This is a genomic window from Membranihabitans marinus, from assembly GCF_021729155.1.
Taxonomy (GTDB): Bacteria; Bacteroidota; Bacteroidia; order Chitinophagales; family Saprospiraceae; genus Membranihabitans; species Membranihabitans marinus.
On sequence record NZ_JAJQYA010000004.1, the window covers coordinates 43,751 to 69,682 of the forward strand.

19 protein-coding genes are annotated in these 25,932 nt (G+C 34.9%); 13 read left to right on the forward strand and 6 right to left on the reverse strand.

The window, feature by feature from the left end; all coding sequences use genetic code 11:
• Positions 1-25: 25 nt before the first annotated feature.
• Entirely contained in the window at positions 26-433 is a 408-nt protein-coding gene (locus tag LVD51_RS03815) for a c-type cytochrome (protein ID WP_236969865.1), read from the forward strand.
• Between the two features lie 11 nt (positions 434-444).
• On the opposite strand, the gene LVD51_RS03820 is transcribed toward LVD51_RS03815, so the two are convergent.
• Positions 445-3,150, reverse strand: a complete 2,706-nt coding sequence (locus tag LVD51_RS03820; protein ID WP_236969866.1) for an MGH1-like glycoside hydrolase domain-containing protein — start codon at positions 3,148-3,150, stop codon at positions 445-447.
• Positions 3,151-3,347: 197 nt separating this feature from the next.
• Positions 3,348-4,142 (reverse strand): tetratricopeptide repeat protein, encoded by a 795-nt coding sequence (locus tag LVD51_RS03825; protein WP_236969867.1) that lies wholly within the window; start codon positions 4,140-4,142, stop codon positions 3,348-3,350.
• 274 nt (positions 4,143-4,416) lie between these two features.
• Between LVD51_RS03825 and LVD51_RS03830 the strand changes: the two genes are divergently transcribed.
• From LVD51_RS03830 to LVD51_RS03845, 4 genes are all read left to right on the forward strand, one after another.
• Complete coding sequence (locus LVD51_RS03830) at positions 4,417-6,360, forward strand: ComEC/Rec2 family competence protein (RefSeq protein ID WP_236969868.1); 1,944 nt, start codon at positions 4,417-4,419, stop codon at positions 6,358-6,360.
• Positions 6,361-6,363: 3 nt separating this feature from the next.
• Complete coding sequence (locus tag LVD51_RS03835; RefSeq protein WP_236969869.1) at positions 6,364-6,987, forward strand: ComEA family DNA-binding protein; 624 nt, start codon at positions 6,364-6,366, stop codon at positions 6,985-6,987.
• A 26-nt stretch (positions 6,988-7,013) separates the two neighbouring features.
• The gene (locus tag LVD51_RS03840; protein WP_236969870.1) at positions 7,014-8,786 is read left to right on the forward strand and encodes an ABC transporter ATP-binding protein; all 1,773 of its coding nucleotides are present in this window, start codon (positions 7,014-7,016) and stop codon (positions 8,784-8,786) included.
• 278 nt (positions 8,787-9,064) lie between these two features.
• Positions 9,065-9,442 (forward strand): DUF3276 family protein, encoded by a 378-nt coding sequence (locus tag LVD51_RS03845; protein ID WP_236969871.1) that lies wholly within the window; start codon positions 9,065-9,067, stop codon positions 9,440-9,442.
• A 110-nt stretch (positions 9,443-9,552) separates the two neighbouring features.
• On the opposite strand, the gene LVD51_RS03850 is transcribed toward LVD51_RS03845, so the two are convergent.
• Both LVD51_RS03850 and LVD51_RS03855 read right to left on the reverse strand, forming a co-directional pair.
• Complete coding sequence (locus LVD51_RS03850; protein ID WP_236969872.1) at positions 9,553-12,276, reverse strand: PD-(D/E)XK nuclease family protein; 2,724 nt, start codon at positions 12,274-12,276, stop codon at positions 9,553-9,555.
• Between the two features lie 15 nt (positions 12,277-12,291).
• On the reverse strand, positions 12,292-15,477 hold the full coding sequence (locus LVD51_RS03855) for a UvrD-helicase domain-containing protein (RefSeq protein ID WP_236969873.1): 3,186 nt from the start codon (positions 15,475-15,477) through the stop codon (positions 12,292-12,294).
• A 77-nt stretch (positions 15,478-15,554) separates the two neighbouring features.
• Here LVD51_RS03855 and LVD51_RS03860 point away from each other — a divergent pair, with 77 nt between their 5' ends.
• The gene (locus LVD51_RS03860) at positions 15,555-15,905 is read left to right on the forward strand and encodes a hypothetical protein (protein ID WP_236969874.1); all 351 of its coding nucleotides are present in this window, start codon (positions 15,555-15,557) and stop codon (positions 15,903-15,905) included.
• Here LVD51_RS03860 and bshB1 read toward each other — a convergent pair.
• Together bshB1 and LVD51_RS03870 are read right to left on the reverse strand one after the other, a co-directional pair.
• Positions 15,888-16,610, reverse strand: a complete 723-nt coding sequence (gene bshB1 / locus LVD51_RS03865; RefSeq protein WP_236969875.1) for a bacillithiol biosynthesis deacetylase BshB1 — start codon at positions 16,608-16,610, stop codon at positions 15,888-15,890. The two genes, LVD51_RS03860 and bshB1, sit on opposite strands and share 18 nt — an antisense overlap.
• A gap of 23 nt (positions 16,611-16,633) precedes the next feature.
• Complete coding sequence (locus tag LVD51_RS03870; RefSeq protein ID WP_236969876.1) at positions 16,634-17,692, reverse strand: 3-oxoacyl-ACP synthase III family protein; 1,059 nt, start codon at positions 17,690-17,692, stop codon at positions 16,634-16,636.
• A gap of 212 nt (positions 17,693-17,904) precedes the next feature.
• Here LVD51_RS03870 and LVD51_RS03875 point away from each other — a divergent pair, with 212 nt between their 5' ends.
• The 7 genes from LVD51_RS03875 (at position 17,905) to LVD51_RS03905 (ending at position 25,844) form a co-directional block, all read left to right on the forward strand.
• Complete coding sequence (locus LVD51_RS03875; RefSeq protein ID WP_236969877.1) at positions 17,905-19,128, forward strand: cation:proton antiporter; 1,224 nt, start codon at positions 17,905-17,907, stop codon at positions 19,126-19,128.
• A gap of 80 nt (positions 19,129-19,208) precedes the next feature.
• The gene (locus LVD51_RS03880; protein WP_236969878.1) at positions 19,209-20,033 is read left to right on the forward strand and encodes an EboA domain-containing protein; all 825 of its coding nucleotides are present in this window, start codon (positions 19,209-19,211) and stop codon (positions 20,031-20,033) included.
• Positions 20,034-20,054: 21 nt separating this feature from the next.
• On the forward strand, positions 20,055-21,065 hold the full coding sequence (locus LVD51_RS03885; RefSeq protein WP_236969879.1) for a TatD family hydrolase: 1,011 nt from the start codon (positions 20,055-20,057) through the stop codon (positions 21,063-21,065).
• A gap of 2 nt (positions 21,066-21,067) precedes the next feature.
• Positions 21,068-21,955: a UbiA-like protein EboC gene (gene eboC / locus LVD51_RS03890; protein ID WP_236969880.1), complete on the forward strand. Its 888-nt coding sequence runs from the start codon at positions 21,068-21,070 to the stop codon at positions 21,953-21,955.
• 166 nt (positions 21,956-22,121) lie between these two features.
• The gene (locus LVD51_RS03895; RefSeq protein ID WP_236969881.1) at positions 22,122-23,264 is read left to right on the forward strand and encodes a 3-dehydroquinate synthase; all 1,143 of its coding nucleotides are present in this window, start codon (positions 22,122-22,124) and stop codon (positions 23,262-23,264) included.
• Positions 23,264-24,466, forward strand: a complete 1,203-nt coding sequence (gene eboE, locus LVD51_RS03900; protein WP_236969882.1) for a metabolite traffic protein EboE — start codon at positions 23,264-23,266, stop codon at positions 24,464-24,466. Before LVD51_RS03895 ends, eboE begins: the two co-directional genes overlap by 1 nt.
• Positions 24,467-24,473: 7 nt before the next feature.
• The gene (locus LVD51_RS03905; RefSeq protein ID WP_236969883.1) at positions 24,474-25,844 is read left to right on the forward strand and encodes an alkaline phosphatase family protein; all 1,371 of its coding nucleotides are present in this window, start codon (positions 24,474-24,476) and stop codon (positions 25,842-25,844) included.
• The last annotated feature ends 88 nt before the right edge of the window (positions 25,845-25,932 follow it).

Here is a 25,932-nt window from a genome sequence, read left to right on the forward strand (position 1 = left end):
ACAAGACACTAACAATTACAAAAAAATGGATAAAAAAATTGTCTTACGATATTTAATATTAATCGTTTTACCCATTTTGTATTATTGTTCAGCCCATCCATACCAACAAGGTAAAAGATTATTCGAAATACATTGTCAACGTTGCCATGGACCATCGTTGGAGGGATTTGAGGAATTATATCCCCCCATCAACGAATCTCCGTATATCTTACAACATCAACCCTCTCTGGCCTGTATTATCCAGCATGGATCCAATTTTTTACAATCGCATTCAAATTCTGAAGACAATGTCATCCCCATGCCAGAAAATCACGGTTTAAATGCCGTAGAAATCTTGAATATCGTCAATTACATTTACTATTCCCTAGATATAGACTATACGGAAAAAATTACTACAATTGAATCTGCACTTGAAGAATGCAAAAATCATTGATCTAATTCATATTAATTAATCTTTTCTGCTTCAAGGGTTTCTATATCTGCATTCTTATTTTTGGCTTCTAACAAAAGATCTTCCGGCATTTGTTGTATTAAATTGGCAACTAATCCCGTCCAGCCCGTTTGATGTGAAGCACCTACACCTCGACCATTATCCCCCTGAAAGTATTCGAAAAATAGTATTAAATCACTATTTTCTGGTCTGCTATAAAATTTCTCATATTTTCGATTTACCGGTCTAAATTTGTTTTTATCATGCTGAAAAATACTTATAAGATTGGCAGAAATGCGTTGAGCAATTTCTTTTAAATTAAATTCTTCTCCTGGATTATTGGGATCTTCAATTAGGAAATCATCACAGAAAAAATAATAATACTGTTGTAATTTTTGAATGATTAAATAATTGATGGGCATCCATATGGGACCTCTCCAGTTTGAATTACCTCCGTATATTTTAGAAGTTGATTCTCCAGGATCATAGGCTATAGAATAATCCATTCCGGCAATCTTCATATAAAACGGATGCGAATGTACCTTAGATAGAGAGCGGATACCGAATTCACTGAAAAATTCGTTGGAATCAATCATTGTCTTTATCACACGGTGTAATCTTGATCTAGGTATTAGGGTCAAAAATAAATCTTTATTTCCACCGTAATGTTCCAACACCATGTACTTGCCCGTTTTTCTTCGATATTTAAAGAAGTTTTTTATCCATTTTGACAGGGATTTTAATTGTGCTAGCTTATTGTGATCAATTTTTAACACGGCGAACAAAGTAGTAAGTCCTACTATGGATCGGATTTTAACAGGAATAAATCTATTTTCAGGTTTAACCATTACATCGTAGAAAAAACCATCTTCATTATTCCATATTCCCGCCCATTCATCATCAATTCGATTAAGGGCTTCCGATATATATATAAAATGTTCAAAATATTTAATCGTCATATCTTCAAAGGCCTCGTCTTCTATGGCTATTTCCATAGCCATATCCAACATATTGAGAGCAAACATGGCCATCCATGCAGTACTGTCGGCCTGCTGTAGATATCCTCCTCCTGGGATTTCTACATTTCTATCAAAAATCCCTATATTATCTAACCCTAGGAATCCACCTTCAAATATATTGTTTTGCTTGCGATCTTTTCGATTTACCCACCAATTGAAATTTAAGGAAAGTTTAGCAAAGATCCTCTTTAAGAAATTAATATCCTTTTTTCCCGTCTTAGAAGCTTCCATTCGAAACACTTCCATTGTCGCCCATCCATGAACTGGGGGATTTACATCGGAAAATTGCCATTCATATGCGGGAATCTGACCATTGGGATGCATATAAGATTCTCCAACCATAAGCAATAACTGATCTTTGGCAAATTCTATGTCCAGCTGTGCTAGGGTAATACAATGAAATGCCAAATCCCAAGCGGCATACCATGGATATTCCCATTTATCCGGCATAGAAATTATGTCTTCATTGTACAGAGTTTGCCAATGTATATTTCTTCCACTTAATCTTTCTTTTGGAGGGGAGAGACTTCCAGGATCGCCTTTTAACCATTGAGAAATACTGTAATTATAGTATTGCTTAGTCCACAACATTCCAGCCCAAGCTTGACGTTGGATATTTCTTAAATCTTCATCCTTAGCCCCATATATTCCTTCATAAAAATCGTCAGCCTCCTTTTTTCTCTTGGCCATTAGATCATCGACAAATTGACGATCAAATTTTTCAGAAGAACCTTGGTCTTCTATTTTTTTCTTAAATCTAAGACAAATTGACTTTTCACCTCCCCCTTCTAATTTCATATGATAGAGAGGGGAAAATTTTGAACCATCGGTAAATTTCTCAGCCTCATGCCACAATTCTTGGGTAAGAATTTTGTGAAATCTATCCTTCACCTTATTGGTCTGATTTTCTATCCCAAAAAGTCTTTCTGCATTGTTTTCATTATTGGTGAACATCAAATATTGAGGTTCTTCGAATTCCAACTCATATTTACCCAACTCACTGTGATGAATATTTACAATATCTCTTCTACCTCCCAATCTAGATATTACATTATTAGGTTGCATTTGATTGAACATCCAAAGATTTCTAAACCACAAAGTAGGTAACAAATACAGTTCTGCAGCTTCTGTATTTCTATTGTTAACAGTTATCTTTATAGCAATATCTTCTGGCCCTTCTTTTCCATATTCGATATATACATCAAAGTATTGGTTGTTGTCAAAAACACCAGTATCCAGTATTTCGTATTCATACTCTTCCACCGTCCTATGGGCATTTACCTTCTCTAACTCTTCGTATGGAAATGGATTTTGAGTATACTTATACAAGTATTTCATATAGGAATGTGTCGGAGTATTATCGAGATAATAATACAATTCCTTCACATCTTCTGCATGATTGCCTTGAGGTCCTGTCAGCCCAAATAGTCTCTCCTTGATAATGGAATCTTTCCCATTCCACATAGCCATGGAAAAACATATCCGACAATTGTCATCAGATATTCCAGCTATTCCATCTTCACCCCAACGATATACACGGCTCCTAGCATGATCATGAGGGAAATAATCCCAAGCATTGCCATCCTTGCTATAATCCTCTCTAACCGTCCCCCATTGACGTTCACTGAGATATGGTCCCCATTTTAACCATTCCTTCTGATCAGTGTACTGTTGGTCTAATCGTTTGTTTTCCTCGCTCATAGATGTTATAAATTACAAAATAATAAAAACCTCCTATCCTATAAATTATGTATTCTATATATCAGTTACCATAAAGATACCTTTTTCTTATTGCTGTGCAACAATGAAAAAGTTTTAACACCAATAACCATAAACCAAAAAAAGAGATAGTTGACACATTCAACCATCTCTTTTTTTATTCTTGTAATATTACTTTATTACTTACCGAGATTATCCACTTTATATTTTGCCATCTCACCATAAGTACCTGAAGGTACTTTTTTGTAGGCTTCCAATGCAGCTGAAGTATCTCCTAATCCTTCATATACTTCCGCTTGAGCAAAATAGTTGCGTCCATCTTTTCCACCTTCACCCAATTCGATAGCTTTATTCGCATTGGCTAAAGCTTCTTTAAGGTTTCCTTTTTCTTTATAAGCTCTGGCCATGTAAAAGTGAACATCAGCTGATGGTGTTGATTCCAAATAAGTTTTACCCAATTCTAAAGTCTCATCCCATTTTTTTGCGGTATACGCTTTGGAAACAAATATGGTGGCTTTGTCCATCATTTCTTCAGCTTTATCCGCTTTTCCTACTTTTTCTGCTTCTCCACTTCCCACGATATAAGCTTGCAATGCACCCATTACATCTCCTTTACTATTCAGGGAAAGAGCTTTTCCTATATAGTTGGCATAAAAACTAGGACTAACGCTAATGCCTGTCTCATATTTTTCTAAGGCACTATCATAATCTTTCGCTTTTCTTGCTGCATTTCCAGCATAATATGCTGCTACAGCTGAATTTTTCTTAGCCAAACTAACAATTTGTTTGTCTTCTTCTGGATCAGCTGCCTCAAGGGCACTGGTTAATAAATCCAACGCTTTGTCATAGTCTTTGGCTTTCAATGCAGCTACTCCATCGTTGTACATGGAAGCAGGGGTGGCATCTTGAGCTTGGACCACAGAAAAAGAAATAAAAAACATAAAAATCGAAAATATCCTCAATGTTAGATTCATCCTAATACAGTTGTTTAAATGAAAAAAAATAAAAATTAGACCTTGAAAATATTACCTATCATTTGAATTTCATAATTATTGACCATAATTTCTGATAATATTTGAATGACTTCCTTGTTTTAACGGTAAATTTATCAATCATTTTATGAAGTTTTTTTTTCTCCAATAAGAATTATATAGCAGTATTTCACCTCCATTTTTCACTATTCAAAATATAATTTTATTCTTTTAAATCAAATATTATTAGTATTTTAATGGTGTAAAAATGAAAAATATGAAGTATTATTCTAAAAAATACTTCAATATATTTGAGATCGTTATTTTTATAATCATAGGCATTATAATAGAGGGATTTTTGTCATTTTCAATACCTATCAATTTCTCTTTCTTCCAGCAGGTTCTTATTATTATATCCACAATCATTGTTATTGTATTTCTATCCCTCCAACATCAGCCATGGATTCGGTGGACGGCATGGATAGTGTTTGGATTGTCAATTGCGAGTTATGAATCAATGACCTTTAATACCAATGCAAAGACTATTACTCAATCCTCTCAAATAATTGGACGAGTAATGTCAACAACTCAATATCAAAAAATGATTCAATATCGAGTAAACGTCGATAACCACAATCCATGGTTTAGAAATAACCAAATCATAGTTAATGTATTGGATCTTGAAACAAATCTTCACAGAGGCCAATGGATTAGTCTGTCTTCTGACTTGCTTCCAATTCCCAAACAGAAATATCCTTTTGATATAGATGCTATTAAATATTGGCGCCCCTATAGAGTAAGTCATCAAACTTTTATTAGACAACAAAGTGAAATAAAGATAATTCAAGATTTTAATCCCATTATTTACCGTTATAATTCCAAAATAGTAGCCACATTAAAAGAACTCTATCCAGATCCCAACTATTTGGCTTGGTCAATGGCATTGCTTTTAGGACGAAAAGAATCTCTAAATTCCAATTTAAAGTCAAATTTTCAAAAGTTAGGCTGTCTACATATTCTTGCTGTATCTGGTCTTCACGTCGGAGTTTTAATGACCATAATATACCTACTTTTACTTCCGTTAAGGTTGTTGGTTAAAAATCAATCTATTATATATTTACTAGTATTCGGTTTGACTTGGATATATGTTGCATTAATCGACTACAAGATTTCTGTTGTAAGAGCGAGTATATTGGTTTCATTCTTATTGTTCTCAAAGATATGGCATTGCAATAGCTCGAAATGGCATATTATCGCTTGGGCCAGTTTATTTCTTTTATTGTGGCAACCCAAGTATTTGTATTCTGTGGGATTTCAACTTTCATTTATCGCTGTTTTAGGTATTTTTACCTTTTATCCTTTCCTATTGAAATCTTTTTCTAAAATAAATATTTTTCCTAGTTTAACTAAATTACTGGCGGTGTCAATAGCAGCACAATTGGCAACCTTCCCAATATTAATATACCATTTTAATCAATTTTCATTTTGGGGTACTTTATCGAGTATCGTTATTATACCTATTCTATTTCCCCTATTGCTGTCTATTATTCTTTCAATAATATTATACTTCATATTTCCCCCAGTAGCCATAATGATGACACAAATCACTCATTATGCCATTGATGTAATTCAATACTTTACACAATCCTTGCTTCATGTGGATACTGGATGGCCATACATTTTTAGTCCCCAATTAACCTGTCTTTATTTAGGGATAAGTATAATATTTATAGGACTGTATATCCATAAGCAAATATTTCCATCATGGACATTCTATGTATTTCTAATATTGGCATTATTTTATTATAGTATGGATTGTTATGCCATTAGAAAGAGTACTTTTATAGCTACCTATGAAGAGAAAGATACCATCATAGTTGATCTGTTTACAGGTGGCAAACTGTATACCAATGACGCCAGAAATGATAAAATCTATATACTAAAAAATAGAAAACGACACTACATTAATTCTCAAGCTTTATTGTCTGACTTATTTGTAGTAGACAAAAATATTATTCAAATTGTCCACACTCAATATGATGTTATAGATCCTCGGGCCAATATGATTATTATCAGTCCACAAAAATATCAACACACACCTATTGGCCCCAATCAACATATTACCATTGTAAATGCATCTACAAACAATGGCAACACAAGAAAATTTAGACTCGTAAATAACAGTTCGCAGTATTTGAAATATTCTAACACAAAATTATAGGTGATGAAGCGCTATGGATTTATTTTATTTGTTATCAGCATATGGATAGGATATTTTTTGATTCAAACTAATTTTTGGCTAGAACCCAAAGAGGTTGAAAATTTAATCATTGATGATCGCTTAAGTTACCCCCTAATGGTAAAAGACAGTATTGAAAAGCCTTATGCCCCAAAAAACATCCATTCCCAGAAAAAGAAACTTACCGTTCAACAAGTAAATAGGATGGATATTAATTTGGCCGACACCAATGAATTCAAATTATTGACCGGCATAGGATCCTATAGAGCCAAACGCATCGTCAGTTTTAGAAATGCTCTTGGCGGTTTTGTATCAGTAGATCAATTGGGAGAAACTTACGGGCTACCAGATAGTGTCTTTCAAAAGATTAAAATCCAACTCGTATGCTCTCATCCTTATGAAAAAGTAAAAATAAACTCACTGCCTTATGATTCCCTATATCCACACCCCTATATCACTAAACAAATGGCATATTTCATCATGAAATACCGGCGTGAAAAAGGCGAAATTAGAGATTATACCAACCTTGAACAAATATTAGATTCGCATCATCGAGAAATGTTACTAAAATTAAAACCATATTTGGATTTCAGTATTTATACAAATTGAATAATTATCTTTGAAAAAAAAAATAGTTGAAGGATTTACAAACTTTAAATAAATACTTGTGGCGATATAGAGGTCGTCTTACTTTAGGCCTTATTTTCGTTATTCTCTCCAATGTATTTGCTGTTATGCAACCTCGCATGATTAGCCAAGCGTTGGATTTGGTACTTCAAGATATCAAGTCCATTAAAGTAGCAGAAGGCTTTGAAGTTCAATCTGAAATAATAGCCAACCTGACCACAAACCTATTTGCATATGGTCTTCTGGTGATTGGATTGGCTCTACTGATGGGTATCTTTATGTATTTTACTCGTCAAACCATTATAGTTGTATCCAGATTGATCGAATATGATTTGCGCAAAGACATCTATGATCACTATTCTACCCTATCGCAAGATTTCTATAGAAAATCCAAAGTAGGTGATTTAATGAATCGCATTATGGAAGATGTATCCAAAGTAAGAATGTATATCGGACCAGCCATATTGTATGGAATGAACTTGTCGACATTGACCGTTTTAGTGGTGTCATTTATGATAAACGTAAGCCCTGAACTCAGTCTATATACTTTACTCCCTCTACCCTTTTTATCGCTTTCCATCTATTATGTAAGCAGTTTAATGCACAAGAAAAGTACCATAATCCAACAACAGCTGTCTACATTAACATCCCTAGCTCAAGAGGTATACTCGGGAATAAGAGTGGTTAAATCATTTGTAAAAGACAAGCAAATGGGACAATACTTTGAAGATCATTGCAATGATTACAAAGATAAGTCTATGGACTTAGTCAAAGTTAATGCATTCTTCTTTCCACTCATGGTATTGATAGTGGGTTTGAGTACCATTTTTGTGATCTATTTTGGAGGTATTCAAATATCAAAAGGAAATATATCTGTAGGAACCTTGGTCGAATTTATTATATACGTTAATATGCTAACCTGGCCTTTTACTTCTATTGGATGGATAGCTTCCATTATACAACAGGCCAGTGCCTCGCAAAAAAGGATTGATGAATTTTTTGAAGTAAAACCAAAAATTGTATCAGGCACAGTTATCAAAACAGATTTCAACTCTGAAATTCAATTTAAAGATGTTTCCTTCGTATATCCAGATACAGGCATCCAGGCATTATCCAATGTCTCTTTTACCATATCCAAAGGTCAAAAAATAGCCATTGTGGGTAAAACAGGCTGTGGTAAAACTACATTAGCGGAAATGATCCTACGGACCTTTGATCCTAGTAAGGGCAGCATATTAATCGATGGTCAACCGCTAAAGAATATAGAAATCAAAAAATGGCGCAATATGTTGGGATATGTGCCTCAGGATAAATTTTTATTTTCCGATACTATAGAGAATAATATCCGTTTCGGTGAAGATAGTGCCAATATCAACGATATCATGGAATCTGCTCGTAAAGCGGCTATTCACGAAGAAATTGAACGATTGCCCAATGGATATCAAGTGAAAGTAGGTGAACGAGGTGTTACTTTATCCGGAGGTCAAAAACAGAGAATATCCATAGCAAGAGCCATTATCCATCAACCTGAAATTATTATTTTAGACGATGCATTAAGTGCAGTAGATGCCAATACTGAACAAAAAATATCAACCTATTTAGAAGAAGACTTAAAGGACAAAACGGTGATCAACATCACCCATCGAATAAACCCTAATAGCTATTACGACAACATTATCGTAATGCACCAAGGTAAAATTGTAGCTCAAGGACAACATGAAGAGCTCTACTTATCTAATCGTTTTTATAAGCATCTTATGGATCACGCCATGATGGAATAATTTCGACAAATCTTAAAACACAAAGAATTTTACAGAAATTTTTGGGTAAGATTGTAAAACAAGGACGAAAATGTGATAATTTTCTTTAAATTGCATCTTGACCTCAAACCACTTAATCAATTCAAAATCAACCCAGTTAAATAGCTTTATTTCCATCAATTCCCAATATTCATTTTATAATAAGGGGGAAGTTTAGGATTTAAAGTAAATTTTATTTTTTATTTTAGTATTTATTATAGATTTGCAACATAGATTATTGAATTTAAACGACAAGTGTAGTGGAAAACGGTAAATCAAATCATGTAGACAGTGTTTATTCGCAGAAAATAAGGGCTGGCAGAAGAAGGACGTACTTTTTTGATGTTAAGCAAACCAAGGGAGATGATTTCTATATTACCATGACGGAGAGCACAAAACGCTCATCAGGTGATGGATACAATCGACATAAAATATTCCTGTACAAAGAAGATTTTAATCGATTTATAGAAGGTCTTGAAGACACTATTCAGTATGTAAAAACTGAATTGATGCCCAACTATGATTATGAGGAATTTGATCGCAGAAATGCGGAGTGGGAAGAGGAAAATCTTAAAAATGACAACTCCTCATCTTCCAATTCATCGATTCCAGATTCTGAAGATGAAATGGAATGGTAACTTTCATTACTCAACATTAATAAATCAAACAGCTACTAAAGAATAGTAACTGTTTGATTTATTTTTGACTAGTGGTGATGTTCCCAATCCATTAAAAAATTTCATATCTACTAGGCAATATTCTGTCTTTCACACAATGTTTTGAAAGAGCAATACGTACACTTCTTAATGTCATCTGTTTGATCAAAACTCAATTGATCATTCAGCATTTGTGCAACTACATCCCGAAGTTGATCTTCAAATTCGTTAATAATGTCGAGATTAATTCTGGTCTCTCCCATTATTTTAAGGTAATTAATAACGTTTTTATCCTTTAAGGTATAATGGGCTGATAGAATAGGTTGTTTCATTGGATAATTCTTATTCCATAAAAGCACGTACATCATAAGCTGAACGACATGGGGTTTGTAGTTGTCACCAAAAAAGTCAGTGTCTCTCTGACCTGAAGTATTACTATTTCCTGTTTTGTAATCAATGATTCGATAGGTATTCTTTCCCATGGTATCTACTCGATCTATAAAACCTTTCAGTTTAACTTGTATATCATCTACTTCTAATCTTGCCTCAATCTTTTCTTCCACAGAAATTATAGAGAAAGGATCCAAATCACTATCGATCTCAATAACCCTGATTAAACTATTTATCAATGTCTGAATTTCCAACCAATGTAAACCATGACCTAGAATAGCTGAATCGCGAATATTGAAATACTCCATATAATGACTCTCAACCAGGGAAGGTATTTGAGATTTCATGGATTTAAAATCCTCAGCAGTGAGATTTTGACTATGATATGGACTGTATAATTGCTGTAAAATATTGTGAAAAATAATTCCGAAATCTTTTGGACTAATACTTTCTTCTTGGATATCCTTTTCTCTTACATCCAATAAATGCTTATAGGCAAACCTAAAGCCACATTCAACATAGTCGTTTAATGAGGAAGCGGATAAACCTTTTTCAATCAAAAAAATATACAAAAGCTTATAGATATCTTTCGATTTGGCTATAGATTTAATAGAAGTCGGTCTATCCCCAGTTTCAAAGCCAACCGTTTTTTCATATACATCTAGTCCTAATTCTCCAAAACGCAGTTGTTGAATATACCTACTCTCTCCTTTGGCACCCAATACATCATCACCAGAACTATGTAGAAGAACTACCCTTTGAGCATTTAAAACAGAGGTCCAGAAATAATAAGATGAAGTTTGCAACTTATCCCTGGTACTGGTCAATCCATAATGTTGACGGACTGAAACTGGGATAGTAGAATGATTACTGGCATTTGGCCATACCCCTTCATTGAGGCCAATTATGACTACATTGTCAAAGGAGAGATTTTGCATCTCCAGTTTCCCTAATATCTGAAGTCCTTTCAGAGGTTCTCCTTTAAAAGGCACATCAGCTTGGATGAAAAACTGAGCCAATAATTTTTGCAAAAATGAAATTGACCACTTATTGTCGAGTTTTAAAACTATATCTCTGAGTCTGGTAATACAGTGTTGAGCAAAGGACATGACGTGAATATGAAAATCAACTTCACTCACTTCAACCAATAATTCCAATATTTTTAACATCTTATCAAAAACTTCTTCAATATCTTTGGTTTTTGAAAAGATGATCGTGAGCAATGGATCGTCCTTACTCAATTCATTGTATAGATAGTACTTTTGCTTATCTATGAGACTAGCTATACCCTTTGATTTGGAGTACACTGTCATATAGTAATGATTCATTAACCGATCTACTAAATCTCTATGGAGATAATTATCGTCTTCCATAGAAGCCCAAATATCAAATATCCAATCTAATAATGCCTTAACCGGGCTATAATAAAGCGGATATCCCATCGATATATTGACAGTGTCTACCTGCTCTGGTAAAGAAGACAAAAGAGGTTCCATTAAAATAGGGTCGGACAAAATAATAGCAGAATTCTCAGGCAAAGAAGTATTTTGCCATTCACTGACCAATTGCCCAGCTAATTTTACTTGACCAATAGCTGTATTGGTTTGGATGATCTCTATTTGGGATTGGGCAACTGGCTTAAGTCGATGATAGGATTGTCCAAATTGTTGAATGCCATTATTTATACATTCTGCGGCCTCTATACTACTCTGGAACAATACTGGGTGAGTATTCCAATAAAAAAAGCAACGATGATTGTCTTTTAAATATTTGAGTAATTTTTCTTCAGCCTTCGTGAGATGATTAAATCCAATAAAGTGAAATACTTCCTGGCCTTTAAAATCTATCTGATGAAGATTCTCCACTGTATAACGATAGATCATACCCTTGTAAGCCAATCCATTTTCGTGCAAAGACTGTTTAAATTGTTGATATAGAGGAAGTAGATATTTCCAATTCAATACCAATTGCTTTTGTAATGCTGAAGATTTATCAGTAAGAATAGAGTCCCATAAATCCTTATTTTGACCATATTCAGGATAAGAATTGTGATCTGCTTCAATATCCATAAATAAAGCATTGACATCTGCCAAACTTAAATCAATATCATTGAAATCGGAAAGTATAACTTTACCAAAAGGGTAAAATTCCTGAAAATCATTGTGAACAAAACCAATTTCATAGGCTATTTTGTAAAGATAATAGACCAGTGTCAATTCATCGGCAATGATATAAGGGCAGTGTTGTTTTACCCAGCCATCAGAAGTCAAACCATTGGGCATCCAAATAGGACGTCCAACATGGGCAGCCATATTTCTATTGAAATAGAGCATAGATCTTCTAGTAGGAAATAAAAAATAGTGGGTTTCAATTTCTGTTTTGTATTGATCCCAAATCTGTTGGGCAGTTTCTGATAGAAATGACATGCTAATTTATTTTAATTATACCGCCTCAATGGCAGATTCGTCTATATACAATAAATACCCTTTTACCGGCTTGTTAACCATTTGTTGCAGTACTTTGACATATTGGCCTACTTGATATTTATACGATTTACTGCGTTTGCCTGATTTGTAATCAATGACTACCATTTCATTTTCGTTTTCTTGTACACGATCCGGTCGAAACTCCTCTCCTGTTGGCAATATCATAGTTTTTTCGGTGTATACCTTCCATTGATTACTGAAGAATGGAGAGATTGATTCTGCACTGACCAAGGTCGTGATTTGATCTTGCCAGTAATCTCTATCTTCTTCTCTAATTACTCCATCTATTTCGCTGAGTTGAATCGATCGTTCTACATCAGCATCGGAGTGAAGGTATTGCAATATATGGTGAAGGTTAATCCCTCGCTCTATCGCACCTTGATTGGACTTGTGTAATCCGTGGTAAACTATAGATAGAGGCTTCCTTCTATACACAAAACTCTTAAGTTTCACTGAATTGTTAGACTTTTCCTCTTTGTCTTTCTTCAAAGGTGTCAATTGTCCTTTTATATAAGATTCCGTTGCCAACATGGGATATACAAAGTTGAAAAACTCAACTGTGTTACCTAGTGATTTTGTGGCCGATTTGGAATCACCTTTTCTCTCCTTGACGTTTAATCTCACCATTAGGTTAGTTCGTGCTCTCGTCATGGCAACATAGAGTAAATTTAAACTATCGACTACATTAAATACGTATTCCACAAAATAGGTCTTCGTGTAATAAGATGGAATCATTTTGTTAGAGTATTTCAACGGGACAAGGCCTATTAATTCAACAAAGGAATCCCTTTCACTATGTACCCATAAATTGGTATTGCCATTCGACCTCTCTATTTGCCAATTACCGAATGGGATTAAGACAGTGTGAAATTCTAATCCTTTAGATTTATGCATCGTCATTAATTGAATCTTATCTGAACCAGCCGTTGATTGAATACTTTGTTGAGAAATATTTTCTTCCCATTCATTAAGAAATAATTTAATATCAGAACCATAGGTTTTTTCAAATTTCTTAACCAATTCAAGAAAAGTTAAAAAATATGGGTAGTGATCTTCCTCATTATGTAAATCGAGAACTTGAATGACAGATTCAAAAAAACTGTATAATTGTTCTATCGAAAGTTCTAATAATTGTTTAATCTCAGCTATATCTTCTGGACGCCTACCCAAGGTGGGAATAGGCATCGATTCAATTGCCCAATCCTCTTTTTTATTTTTTAAAATAAAAGAATACAATGCTTGTAATTCTACATCCTCATCAATTTGACACTTTATCTTTAGCGCTGTAATGAGAATAATAATACCTTCATTAAATCCGAGTTTTAGTGAATCAGAGGACGCAAACTGAAAAATCTCATTGTCCTTCGACTTTTGGGTAAAGTAAGTTCCTATGACTTGACAATCTTTTTTCGTATTACAGAGTATACCAATTTTTGAGCCTGTGATTCCCATACTAGCTAAGGTTTCAATTTGTTCGGCCAACCACAGTAAAACTTCATCGGTATTATCGGATTTATTACCCGAGAAAGTAGCATATTCGATGCTAACATATCCGGGATCTATACTTTTATTTTCGGGCAATAATTGTTCTATTCCTCGATAAATATTTCGAGGTGCCTCTATCATTTCAATAATGTCATTGTCGGGTTTCAATTCAATATCACGGATAAAGGATTGAAGATTATTGGACAGGGATTTGGCCAAATTTGAGAATAGGTGATTATTGGTTTCTACCACAGCTTGACTACTGCGCCAATTATGAGATAGGGTATCGATATTTCCGTGGTGTTGAGGAAAGTCTGGATCGTTAAAATTCTTCTGCAATTGAGGTGTTTGGTATTCCATAATTCGCCAATCACCATCTCTAAATCGATATATAGACTGCTTCACATCTCCGACGACCAGTACAGGGTTCTTGTTGTATAAACAGTTTTCAATTAAAGGTTGTAGGTTATTCCATTGTAGCGTCGAGGTGTCTTGAAATTCATCGATGAGAATGGATTTATAACGCTGGCCTAATTTTTCGAAAATTATAGCTGCATCGTCGTTAGTTATGCGATCGTAAAGCTGTCTATTGATTTCGTTCAAAGTAATTTCTCCCTCATCTTTGCAGTACATATCAATATATTTGTCCAAATAGCTGAGTATCATAAAAGAAGGATAATTGTCTTTTATCAGTTGATAGGAGTTGTATTTAGTAAAATTTTCAAGAACGTAATGATGAAATTCGAAAATCAATCTCAAGAAATCTTCACGAATAGGCGACAAAACTACTTCATTTTGATCTCTATCAGATTTTTTAAACCATTTGTCTTCCTCGGGCATATTGACAAATCTCTTGGTCTCTACTAATTCAGTAATTTCCTTTTTCAGGGCTATTGAAACAAAGGATGATTTACCATAAGCGAAATCCTCACCTGTCATATTTACCGTCTTAAGTAAGGTCTCAATCTCCTTCTTATAGGAATTTACTACGCTTTCAATCTCAGAAATATTAGAGGTTAACAAAGAATATACATCATCTGAAACCCGCTTAAAAATATGATGATTGCGCATAAAGGCAAATTCGTCACGAAAGAGCTGGTCCCCTAACTTTTGAATAGTAGTGAAAATATTGTACCCCTTGCCCTGTATTAGCTTTTCATCGATCATGGTTTGAAGTAAATCCGCCAGAGGACTATTGATATCCACTTCTCGAATCAGGTATTGAGTCGCTTTCTCCAAAATTATATGACTATTTAAATTTACGTCGCGTTGGCTTTCTTTAAACAAATCCAATACAACAGATTGATATAGCCCAGAAAAAAAACTATCAATCGTACTTATTGAAAATTGATGATATTCTTGAAGAATTTGATGTAGCAAGGCCTTACATCGTTTTGCCAATTCCTCAGAATTAAAACCATAGGTTTCCATAAAATAGGAACCATGAAGACTTTTAATCGGATCAGTAGCCAGATTAAACAATTCTTGTAATATCCTGTTCTTCATCTCAGCTGTAGCCTTCTTGGTAAAGGTAATGGCCAAAATATTATTAAAATCAATTTGGTTCTTGGGATCAAGGCAATATGATATGTAAGTCCGAGTTAAACTAAAGGTTTTACCCGATCCAGCAGAGGCTTTTAATATATTGAGAGGCATAAGCTATATTTGTAGAATTAAAAAACCCATAAAAGAACACTCAAGATATCGATATCTTCTTATATAAAAAACATACTATGACTATTAAAACCATAATATTGAGTGTGATTCTATCTTCTACCCTAGCCTTTGGATATGGACAGTCTGGCCAGGCCATGTTCACAATACCTACAGTAAAGCTAGATGCGACTTGGTCGAAATATATTCAAAAATATTCTTTGGATATGCAACTTACAAAAGCCCAAGATCAACCTTCTGTCCTCCTAATTAAACATCAAAAATCACAGGCTTTATTTTGCAGAATTGAAGACAAAATAAATGAAAACAATCAATTACATTGCTTTTTCAGGATAGGATCATTGTCTTATGTCAATTACCTAGAACAAAAAGGTAATCCCACTACTTTGTTTTTAGATCAATTGAAATAAATTGTCAGTGCCTACATATCTGCGAACCGTAAATCCTTCACCATAGGTTACACCAATTTGACGTCCTAAAGACCTAGCTCTACCTTCTAACTGATCAAAATAGTCCGGATTGGTTAAAGGAGAATCTAATTCTTCGTTATTTGGATCAAAAAATTGAGATCTAAAAGCTTTTATAGCCTCCATTTTCACCATGAAATAGTCGGATATATCGAACACAATATCGGGTTCTAAAATATAGTCTTGAATATAATGATATATGACATCTGGACGCCATCGTTCTTGGACTTTGCCCTCGTACTGTGTTTCAATGGATTTCAATCCAGCCAAAAAAGCAGCCTGGTTTACCAGTTCTGCAGCTCTGCCGTGATCGGGATGACGATCTCTTACTGCATTGGTTAATATAATCTTGGGTTGACACCAACGAATAACTTCAACGATTTTAAGTTTTTCTTCCACCGATCCAGTAAAAAAGCCGTCCGCTAAACCAATGTTTAATCTAAATTCCCCGCCTAGAATTTTATTCGCTCGCAAGGATTCTTCTATCCTCAATTCCGGAGTACCCCTGGTTCCCAACTCTCCCCTCGTCAAATCCAACAATCCGACCTTGTATCCTTGAGCAATCTGGCTCGCTACTGTCCCACCAGCTCCCAATTCAATATCATCAGGATGAACGCCTATGGCTAGAATATCCACTTTACTCATCATTTTATACCGCTATTTTTATTTGTCTACCAATTTATCAATGCTGACCCCCAAGTAAATCCACTTCCAAAAGCAGATAATAAAATTAAATCTCCTTCTTTAAATTTGCCTTCTTCATAGGCTTCAGACAAAGCGATAGGAATAGAAGCAGCGGTGGTATTTCCATATTTTTGAATATTGTTAAACACTTGTTCGTCTTTTAATCCCATCATCTTTTGAATCATTTGGCTAATTCTCAAGTTGGCCTGATGGGGGATAAACAGTTTTAAATCAGAAATAGTTTTATTGCTTTTTTCAAGGGCTTCCACAATGGTTTCTGGAAATTTTGTCAGGGCATATTTAAATACATACTTGCCATCCATATAGGGATAAGTTAAACCATCTTTCATCATTTTGTCGGTTAAAAAAACCGGACTAAAATCCTCATTTGAAAAACCGAATTTATCCTTGTCCTCATCGTGATATCCACCATGACTACCTGGATTGACGAAGGCTAATTTTTCTGCATAAGCCCCATCTGCATGTAAATTGGTATGAATAATTCCACGACCATCTTCTTCTGTCGGTTGGAGAATTACAGCTCCTGCACCATCTCCAAATATCACGGAAATATCCCTTCCTCTAGTAGTATAATCCAAGCCCATAGAATGAGTTTCAGAGCCAATGACTAATATATTTTTGTATTTCCCAGTCTGAATATATTGATCTCCGATACTCAAGCCATATATAAATCCCGAACATTGATTTCTAATATCTAAAGCCCCCATTTCAAGGTGGTTGATACCCAGCATACGTTGAACCAATACCCCACATCCCGGGAAATAATAATCGGGACTAAGAGTGGCAAAAATGATAAAATCAACATCTTCTTTTTTTATTCCAGCATTGTCAATTGCTCTTTGCGCAGCAATAGCTCCCATGGTTGTTGTTGTTTCTTTAAATCGACCAGCCATTCTACGTTCTTCTATCCCGGTACGTTCTACTATCCATTCATTGGAGGTGTCCATAATTGACTCTAATTCAGCATTAGTTACAATTTGATCTGGAACATAATGTCCAATACCTTTAATTATAGCGGATACCATAGTAATATATTTTTGACTTTTATTTAATTATTTCAAATTCCAAAATTAATACTCTTCTCAGAGAATCAAACTATAAAAATTAGTATTTTTATTCTCTTATTTTTACATGTAATATATTTAAATCAACAATAGGGCATAGTTTTGTATTCAAAATAATATGGATACCCTTAAAAACCATTTAATATTTCATTTTTCAAAAACTAATTTAATTTATGCTAGGACTTTCCATTTCATCTTTTTGGGCATTAGCCGGATTGCCTGACAGTATGCAGTTGTATTTATTGGTAGCCTTTGTCATTCTGGCCCTAAGTTTTGTATTGAAAAGATTGAAACAACCCTATATACTGGCTTACATGATATGTGGCATTATCTTAGGTCCTCACGGCAGTCAATCAGTAACCGATCTCGAATTGGTTCAAGTCGTCGGTGATATTGGTTTGGTTATCCTAATGTTTTTTATTGGAATGGAGATTTCGCTTCCTAAGTTTATAAGTAAATGGAAGATAGCCGTAATAGGAACAGGAATTCAAATGGCTCTCAGTCTATTATTTTGTTGGATTTTGGGTTTCTTTTTTCATTGGTCCCTACCTATAATATTGTTTTTAGGTTTTATAATGGCCTTTAGTAGTTCGGCTGTGGTTATTAAAATCATTGAAGACAATGAGAATTTAAAAGATTCAGTTGGACAAAATGTGATTATGATATTACTTACTCAAGACATACTCTTTGTTCCCATTTTAATTTTTCTATCCAGCATTAGTGGACAAGAGACCAGTTCCAATACTATTTTATTGCAAATCATAGGAGGTTTATTACTATTAGCGACTATGATCTATGTAATGTGGAAAGGTGAAATAAAATTGCCCTTTTCTAAACAACTAGAACACGACCACGAAATTCAAGTTTTTGCTGGCCTACTTATTTGTTTTGGTTTAGCATTTGCTTCCGACTTTTTTCACCTATCCCCTGCTCTAGGTGCTTTTGTAGGTGGTATTTTGGTTCACGCATCGAAGAGTACACAATGGCTTCACGATAGTCTTCATTCTTTTCGAGTAGTCTTAGTCGCAGTATTTTTTATCTCCATTGGCATCCTCATCGACATACAATATCTTTTCCACCATTGGCAGACTGTGTTAATCCTCGTCTTAGCCGTTTTTATAATAAATCACAGCATCAATACATTTTCACTTAAATCCCTAGGCAATTCACACTGTCAATCGATATTAGGGGGTGGACTTTTAGCACAAATTGGAGAGTTGAGCTTTATACTTGCATCCACTGGTAGAGCATCAGGTGTGTTGTCGGCCAACAATTACAACTTAATCATTCTGATAATATCAGTAACCATATTTTTGAGTCCATTTTGGATATTAATAACTAAAAGTTTAATTTTAAGATTTTCCAATGAGCCCTTACTGCGTACTTGGCTTAAGTAAATGAGCTGATGTCTTTTTCATTTGATTGACTAAAACAGGGGGAAAAAGGAAAGTTTATATCATATTAAATATTAGACACCTTGAAGACTAAATCCTTAATGAAGGACATCATCCTCCATCATTGCAATGAATCTGAATGGACCTGGATTAACCATCAAATATCAAAGAATCCTCTATTGGGATTTGTTGCTACACCTCGACATGTATCTAAAAATCGACAAGTAGACGCTTCAATACCCATTGACAACACGGATTACCTTATTCAAACCCAAGGATGGACTTTGGATAGATTGGTGAGGATTTATTTTCTATTTCACCTCAACAGTGATGATGGGGTGAAATATCGCCAGTCAATCCAACAACTCTTTGAAACCGCTGAAATCAATGAAGCAGTGGCTATTGTGTCTGGTTTGGCATTGCTTCCATATGCTCAAGAGCTGAAATTTTACGGCACGGAGGCTGTTCGCAGTAATATTGGACAGGTTTTCGATGCATTTGCCTTTAACAACCCTTATGCAGCCATGTATTTTTCTGAAGCAGAGTGGAATCAATTAATCCTAAAAACCATCTTCAATCAAAAACCTATACATTTAATAACCGGATTAAAAGAAAGGAATAATGAAACATTAGCCATATCTATTTCCGATTTTGCCCATGAAAGATGGGCCGCCGGAAGAACTGTTCCCGCTCAAGTGTGGAGATTGGTTACTGATTTTCTAAATTCTCAAATATGGGAAGATATACGGTTTTTGGCCAACTCTAATAGTGTTTCTGATCAAAAGGCAGCTTATTTGGTATGTCAGCAATCTCAAGACAAAAAAGCAACAGATTTCTTACAAAATCATACTAAGTTTCAATCGTTTAAAAATACATTAGTACATTGGGAACAACTTGAACAACTTTAAAACTTATAATAAATTTTTAATATGTGCAATCGGCTAGAATCTGAAATGAATCCTCCTCACTTTACAGGTAGTGAATCGCAAGATATGGAAAAAGTAAATGTAGACTTTATGGCCCACATTGAAAATATGACTTTTTTTGACCCCCATATCCATATGACTTCTCGAACCACCGACGATTATCAAGCATTGGCAGATGCTGGTATTGTAGGCATAATTGAACCCGCCTTTTGGTTGGGTCAACCTCGAACAGGGTTGTCTACTTTTAAAGATTATTATAATAGTCTGATTGGATGGGAAAGATTTCGTTCATCACAATTTGGAATTAAACACTATTGCACCATTGGACTAAATTCTAGAGAAGCCAACAACGAAGCCTTGGCCGAACAAGTAATGGAAATCTTACCTTTATACATTTACAAAGAAGGAGTCGTAGGTGTAGGGGAAATAGGATTCGACGATCAAACAGCAGCTGAAGAAAAATATTACCGTTTACAATTAGATCTAGCTAAAGAAGGTCAATTGCCCGTTCAAGTGCATACTCCTCATAGAGACAAGAAAAAGGGTACTATTAAAAGTATGGATATTGCCATTGAACAAGGGCTAGAACCCGAAATGGTTATTATCGATCACAATAATGAAGAAACCGTAGCCGAAGTATTGGATCGTGGCTTTTGGGCGGCTTTTACCATTTATCCTTTTACTAAAATGGGCAATGAAAGAATGGTAGAAATTGTTAAAAAATACGGATCGGAAAGAATAATGGTCAACAGTGCAGCTGATTGGGGCATAAGCGATCCATTAGCTGTTGCAAAAACTGCAGCCCTTATGAAAATGAAAGGGATTTCTATCTCAGACATTAAAAAAGTTACTTATTCCAATGCCATAGCTGCCTTTGGTCAGAGTAATCAAATATCATTTGAAGATTTCGAACAGCCCGTGGTTATCGACCAATCTGCTACATATAGTGGCAATACCATCCTTAGAGGGGGTCAACAACCTCGTATTGATAAAAAATCAATTATAATCGAATAGCTGTGAATATCAAACCCTATATTTTATTAATTCGTCCTGCTAATATTGTCACTGCGTTTTCTGATATCTTAGCCGGAGTAGCCATTGCTTCTATAGCACAAAATTCTATTATCGATATAAGTAATGGTTTCGGGTTGATCTTTCTTCTCCTATCTACTCTGTTTTTATACGGAGGGGGAATCGCATTTAACGATGTATGCGATGCAGAATTAGATACCTTGGAAAGACCAGAAAGACCCATTCCCAGTGGACAAATAACAAAAGGTGCGGCATTAATTTATGTAATTGTGCTTTTTATTTTGGGAATTTTCTTTGCCTTTCTTCACGATTCAATAAGCGGGCTAATTGCTATCTTTATTATGGCATGTGCAGTAATATACGATAAATATGGAAAACATCATTCACTGCTAGGCCCGATTAATATGGGGCTTTGCCGAGGGGGAAATCTGATGCTGGGTATAAGTATTTTACCTCTAGCGGTAGAGTCGTGGTTGTCCATATCTTTACTACCTGTGTTATATATTGCAGCAGTTACCATCATTAGCCGAGGTGAAGTCCATGGTGGTCATAAAAAAATGATGATATTCAGTGCCATCCTCTACGGAGGCGTACATTTGTCACAATTAGTCATAGCATGGTCTATTGGGTACCTATGGCTTGCTTTACCCTTTGTATTACTACATATATACTTTATTTTTTCACCATTGCTAAAGGCTATTCAATCTCCCTTGCCCAGCAATATTGGTCGTGCTGTAAAACATGGTGTTCTGGGACTCATAGTTATGAATGCTGCATGGGCTAGTGTTTCGGGAAATTATATCTTAGCATTAATTATACTAGCATTATTGCCCTTGTCCATTCAGTTGTCTAAATATTTCGCTGTTACATAAACCACATTCACTAACCTGTGGTTATTATAGATCTGACAATTGGGTATATCAATAGACACATAGAAAAACAATGAACCAAAATTAATATTTAGCATTCAATAATAGATTTAAATAAAACAACACAAACTACTATAAATCAATAATATAAATAAATTCATATATATAAATGAATATAATAAATCAAAAATTTGAAATAGAATACACCTTTGATATTCAATTTACTAATGACCTTTTCAAAATAGACAATCCCCTATTGGCGGACTTTTTTAGATATCATAATACCTCCAATGACCAAGCCAAAATACTCTTTATTATCGATAGCAATGTAAATAAACTGCATGATCAATTACAGGCAAAAATCAGGGCGTATTTTGAAACTATTCCTGGAATTTCACTAGCTTCAATTCTAATATTGCCAGGTGGAGAAGAAGTGAAAAATAATAGTCGATACTTAGAGCAAGTACTAACAGCTGTCAATAATGATGGAATAGATAGACATTCATATATAGCGGGAATAGGTGGTGGAGCCATATTGGATATGGTAGGTTATGCCGCCGCTATTGCCCATAGAGGTATTAGGCATATAAGAATACCTACTACGGTTTTATCACAAAATGACTCAGGTATTGGAGTTAAAAACAGTATAAATTATTTTGGTAAAAAAAACTTCTTAGGCACATTTGTTCCTCCAGTGGCTGTATTTAACGATGCTTTGTTTTTAACCACCTTAAATGATAGAGATTGGAGATCTGGTATGTCCGAAGCGGTGAAAGTGGCCCTGATTAAGGATAAAATATTTTTTGATTGGTTATTAGAAAATGCGGATTCCTTGAGAAAAAGAGAATCAAAACCAATGGAGTATTTAATCTTTAAATGTGCTCAACTGCACAATGATCATATAGCCAGTGGTGATCCATTTGAAAGTGGATCAGCCAGACCTCTAGATTTTGGTCATTGGTTAGCTCATAAATTAGAATACCTTACCCATTTCCAATTGCGTCATGGAGAAGCTGTGGCTATTGGGATTGCTTTGGATTCCATATACTCCCATCGCATAGGATTGATATCGGAGACCGACCAAGATCAAATTTTAGAGCTGCTGACCAAACTTGGATTTTCATTGTCTCATCCTCAGCTCAATCAACAAGACAAATTATTAGAAGGCCTCATCGAATTCAAAGAACATCTCGGAGGTCAATTAACCATCACCTTATTGTCAGCTATTGGAATTGGATTAGAAGTACACGAAATAAATACTGATGTAATGAAAGAATCAATCAATAGCCTCCTTCAAAATTATCCTGATTAATGAAAATTCATACCGGCCACCTAACATATTGCAGTAATATCCATTCCGGAGAACAATGGGAAGATCACTTTCAACAGTTGAAAGAAAATTTTCCAACCATTCATCAAAAAACATATCCGCAGAATAAAATGGCCATAGGACTGAGAATATCCAATGCGGCCAGCATAACCTTAACACAGGAAGAATATTTACAAGAGCTTAAAGAATGGCTTAAAACAAATAACTCTTATGTATTCACAATGAATGGATTCCCATATGGAAACTTTCATAAAACTAAAGTAAAAGATCAAGTTCACTTTCCCGATTGGACTACTATAGATCGATTGAATTATACCTTGCGGCTGTTTAAAATACTTTCAACTTTACTCCCGGATAATCTATCTTCAGGGGGTATATCTACTTCCCCTTTGTCGTATAAATATTGGATTAGTTCAAGTGAAGATACTGAGGAAGTTTTTCGAAAAGCAACGGCGAATATTATTGAAGTTTTAAAATTTCTTCACTTACATAAAATAGAGACTGGTCAAAGTCTACACCTCGATATTGAATGTGAGCCCGATGGACTACTCAGTAATTCTTCTGATTATATTACTTGGTACAATGAGTATTTACTGCCCATGGCGGCCAAACAATTTGAAGAATTACCCTATAGTCAAGTAAAAGCAATAACCAATAACCATATACAATTGTGTTATGATATATGCCATTTTGCCGTAGAATTTGAAGATCCACAGGAAGCTATACATAGTCTTAAAAGAAATAATTTGACCATAGGGAAGGTTCAAATAAGTTCTGCTATGGAAATGAAAATCAGCGGCAATATTCAAGAAAAATTAAGAAGAATTAAGGATTTTGATGAACCTGTATATCTACATCAAGTAGTCATTCAACTACCTAATCATTCAACATCACGGTACCAAGACCTTTCCAAAGCATTGATCAATGAAGATATTCGAGAAGGGGATATATGGCGAATTCACTACCATGTCCCCATTTTTCAAGAAAAATATGGTTTATTGGAATCTACACAATCCTATATAACAGAGACGCTAAAAATTTTAGTTAGAGAAGGACTATGTGATCATTATGAGGTAGAAACATATACTTGGGAAGTTTTGCCAGATGAGATTCAAAATTCACTTAATGAATCCATTGCAAGAGAAATAAAATGGGCAGAGAATACCTTGGAAAATATAAATTAAAATCAATATGCATAAGACGGTAGTGATTAATATTGTAGGTTTAAGTAAGAGTATTATCGGTCAACATACCCCATTTATTAAACAATACATTGATCAGCATCATATAACCAATATCAAACCGGTCTTTCCCGCTGTAACTACTGTGGCCCAATCGACATATTTGACAAAATCTTGGCCTTCAGATCACGGAATTGTAGGCAATGGTTGGTATGATAAGATAGATAGTGAGATCAAATTTTGGAAACAGTCCAATCCTCTAGTTCAAGGAAAAAAAATATGGGATAAAGCCAAGGAAGTCAATCCCGATTTTACATGTTCCAAGATGTTTTGGTGGTACAATATGTATAGTACGGCAGATTACTCAGCCACTCCCCGACCACAATATCATGCCGATGGTGTAAAACAACCCGATTGTTACACCCATCCTTCAGATCTAAGGGATGAATTACAATCTAAGTTTGGTACTTTCCCTCTATTTCATTTTTGGGGACCTAAAACTTCAATAAAGGCATCGGAATGGATATTAGATGCCTCTCTCTATGTAGATAAAAAATATGATCCCAAGCTTACATTGATTTATCTTCCACATTTGGACTATGGATTGCAAAAATATGGTCCACATTCCCAGAAAATTGAAAAAGATTTAAAAGAAATTGACGACCTGGTATCAAAAGCAGTTAGTTATTACGAAAAACAGGGTTGTAGGATAATACTATTGTCGGAATACGGTATCAATCCCGTGAATCACCCCATCCATATCAATAGAATTCTGCGATCGCATGGATGGCTGCAAACCAGAGTGGAAAACAAAAGGGAATTATTGGATCCAGGTGGTTCAAAAGCCTTTGCCGTTGCCGACCATCAAGTGGCTCATATTTATATCAATGACGATTCGATTAAGTCAGATTTGATTAAAAAATTGGAATCTATACAAGAAATTCAACATGTGATTTACGGACCGGAGAAAGAAAAGTTTAAAATAAATCACAAAAGAAGTGGAGACATAGTACTTCAAGCCCAATCCAATGCATGGTTCACCTACTATTATTGGGAAGATGAGAACAAAGCCCCCGATTTTGCCCATTCTGTGGATATTCACAAAAAACCAGGCTACGACCCTGTTGAATTGTTTCTGGATCCGAAGAACCCCTTTATTACTTTAAAAGCCATATACAAGGTAGCCAGAAAAAAACTCGGATTTAGATATCGGATGAATATTATACCAACGGATGCTGAACTCATAAAGGGGTCACATGGGAGTATTGGAGTAGAGAATATATACCATCCAGTTATAATTTCTTCAAAATCCCCAAATCAGGATGTCATTGAAGCTACAGAAGTATATGATTGGATATGGGATAGTATTTTCAATGATTAGTGATTGGGACATAACCGATTCCAATTACTATATTTGGAAGTAGGACAAATTCATGGAAAGAAGTCAATATGTATTAGAAGTATTGTAT

Coding starts and splice junctions, on each gene's coding strand:
- LVD51_RS03815 (WP_236969865.1), top strand. CDS start 26: ATGGATAAAAAAATTGTCTTACGATATTTAATATTAATCGTTTTACCC.
- LVD51_RS03820 (WP_236969866.1), bottom strand. CDS start 3,150: ATGAGCGAGGAAAACAAACGATTAGACCAACAGTACACTGATCAGAAG.
- LVD51_RS03825 (WP_236969867.1), bottom strand. CDS start 4,142: ATGAATCTAACATTGAGGATATTTTCGATTTTTATGTTTTTTATTTCT.
- LVD51_RS03830 (WP_236969868.1), top strand. CDS start 4,417: ATGAAGTATTATTCTAAAAAATACTTCAATATATTTGAGATCGTTATT.
- LVD51_RS03835 (WP_236969869.1), top strand. CDS start 6,364: ATGAAGCGCTATGGATTTATTTTATTTGTTATCAGCATATGGATAGGA.
- LVD51_RS03850 (WP_236969872.1), bottom strand. CDS start 12,276: ATGTCATTTCTATCAGAAACTGCCCAACAGATTTGGGATCAATACAAA.
- LVD51_RS03855 (WP_236969873.1), bottom strand. CDS start 15,477: ATGCCTCTCAATATATTAAAAGCCTCTGCTGGATCGGGTAAAACCTTT.
- LVD51_RS03860 (WP_236969874.1), top strand. CDS start 15,555: ATGACTATTAAAACCATAATATTGAGTGTGATTCTATCTTCTACCCTA.
- bshB1 (WP_236969875.1), bottom strand. CDS start 16,610: ATGATGAGTAAAGTGGATATTCTAGCCATAGGCGTTCATCCTGATGAT.
- LVD51_RS03870 (WP_236969876.1), bottom strand. CDS start 17,692: ATGGTATCCGCTATAATTAAAGGTATTGGACATTATGTTCCAGATCAA.
- LVD51_RS03875 (WP_236969877.1), top strand. CDS start 17,905: ATGCTAGGACTTTCCATTTCATCTTTTTGGGCATTAGCCGGATTGCCT.
- LVD51_RS03885 (WP_236969879.1), top strand. CDS start 20,055: ATGTGCAATCGGCTAGAATCTGAAATGAATCCTCCTCACTTTACAGGT.
- LVD51_RS03895 (WP_236969881.1), top strand. CDS start 22,122: ATGAATATAATAAATCAAAAATTTGAAATAGAATACACCTTTGATATT.
- eboE (WP_236969882.1), top strand. CDS start 23,264: ATGAAAATTCATACCGGCCACCTAACATATTGCAGTAATATCCATTCC.
- LVD51_RS03905 (WP_236969883.1), top strand. CDS start 24,474: ATGCATAAGACGGTAGTGATTAATATTGTAGGTTTAAGTAAGAGTATT.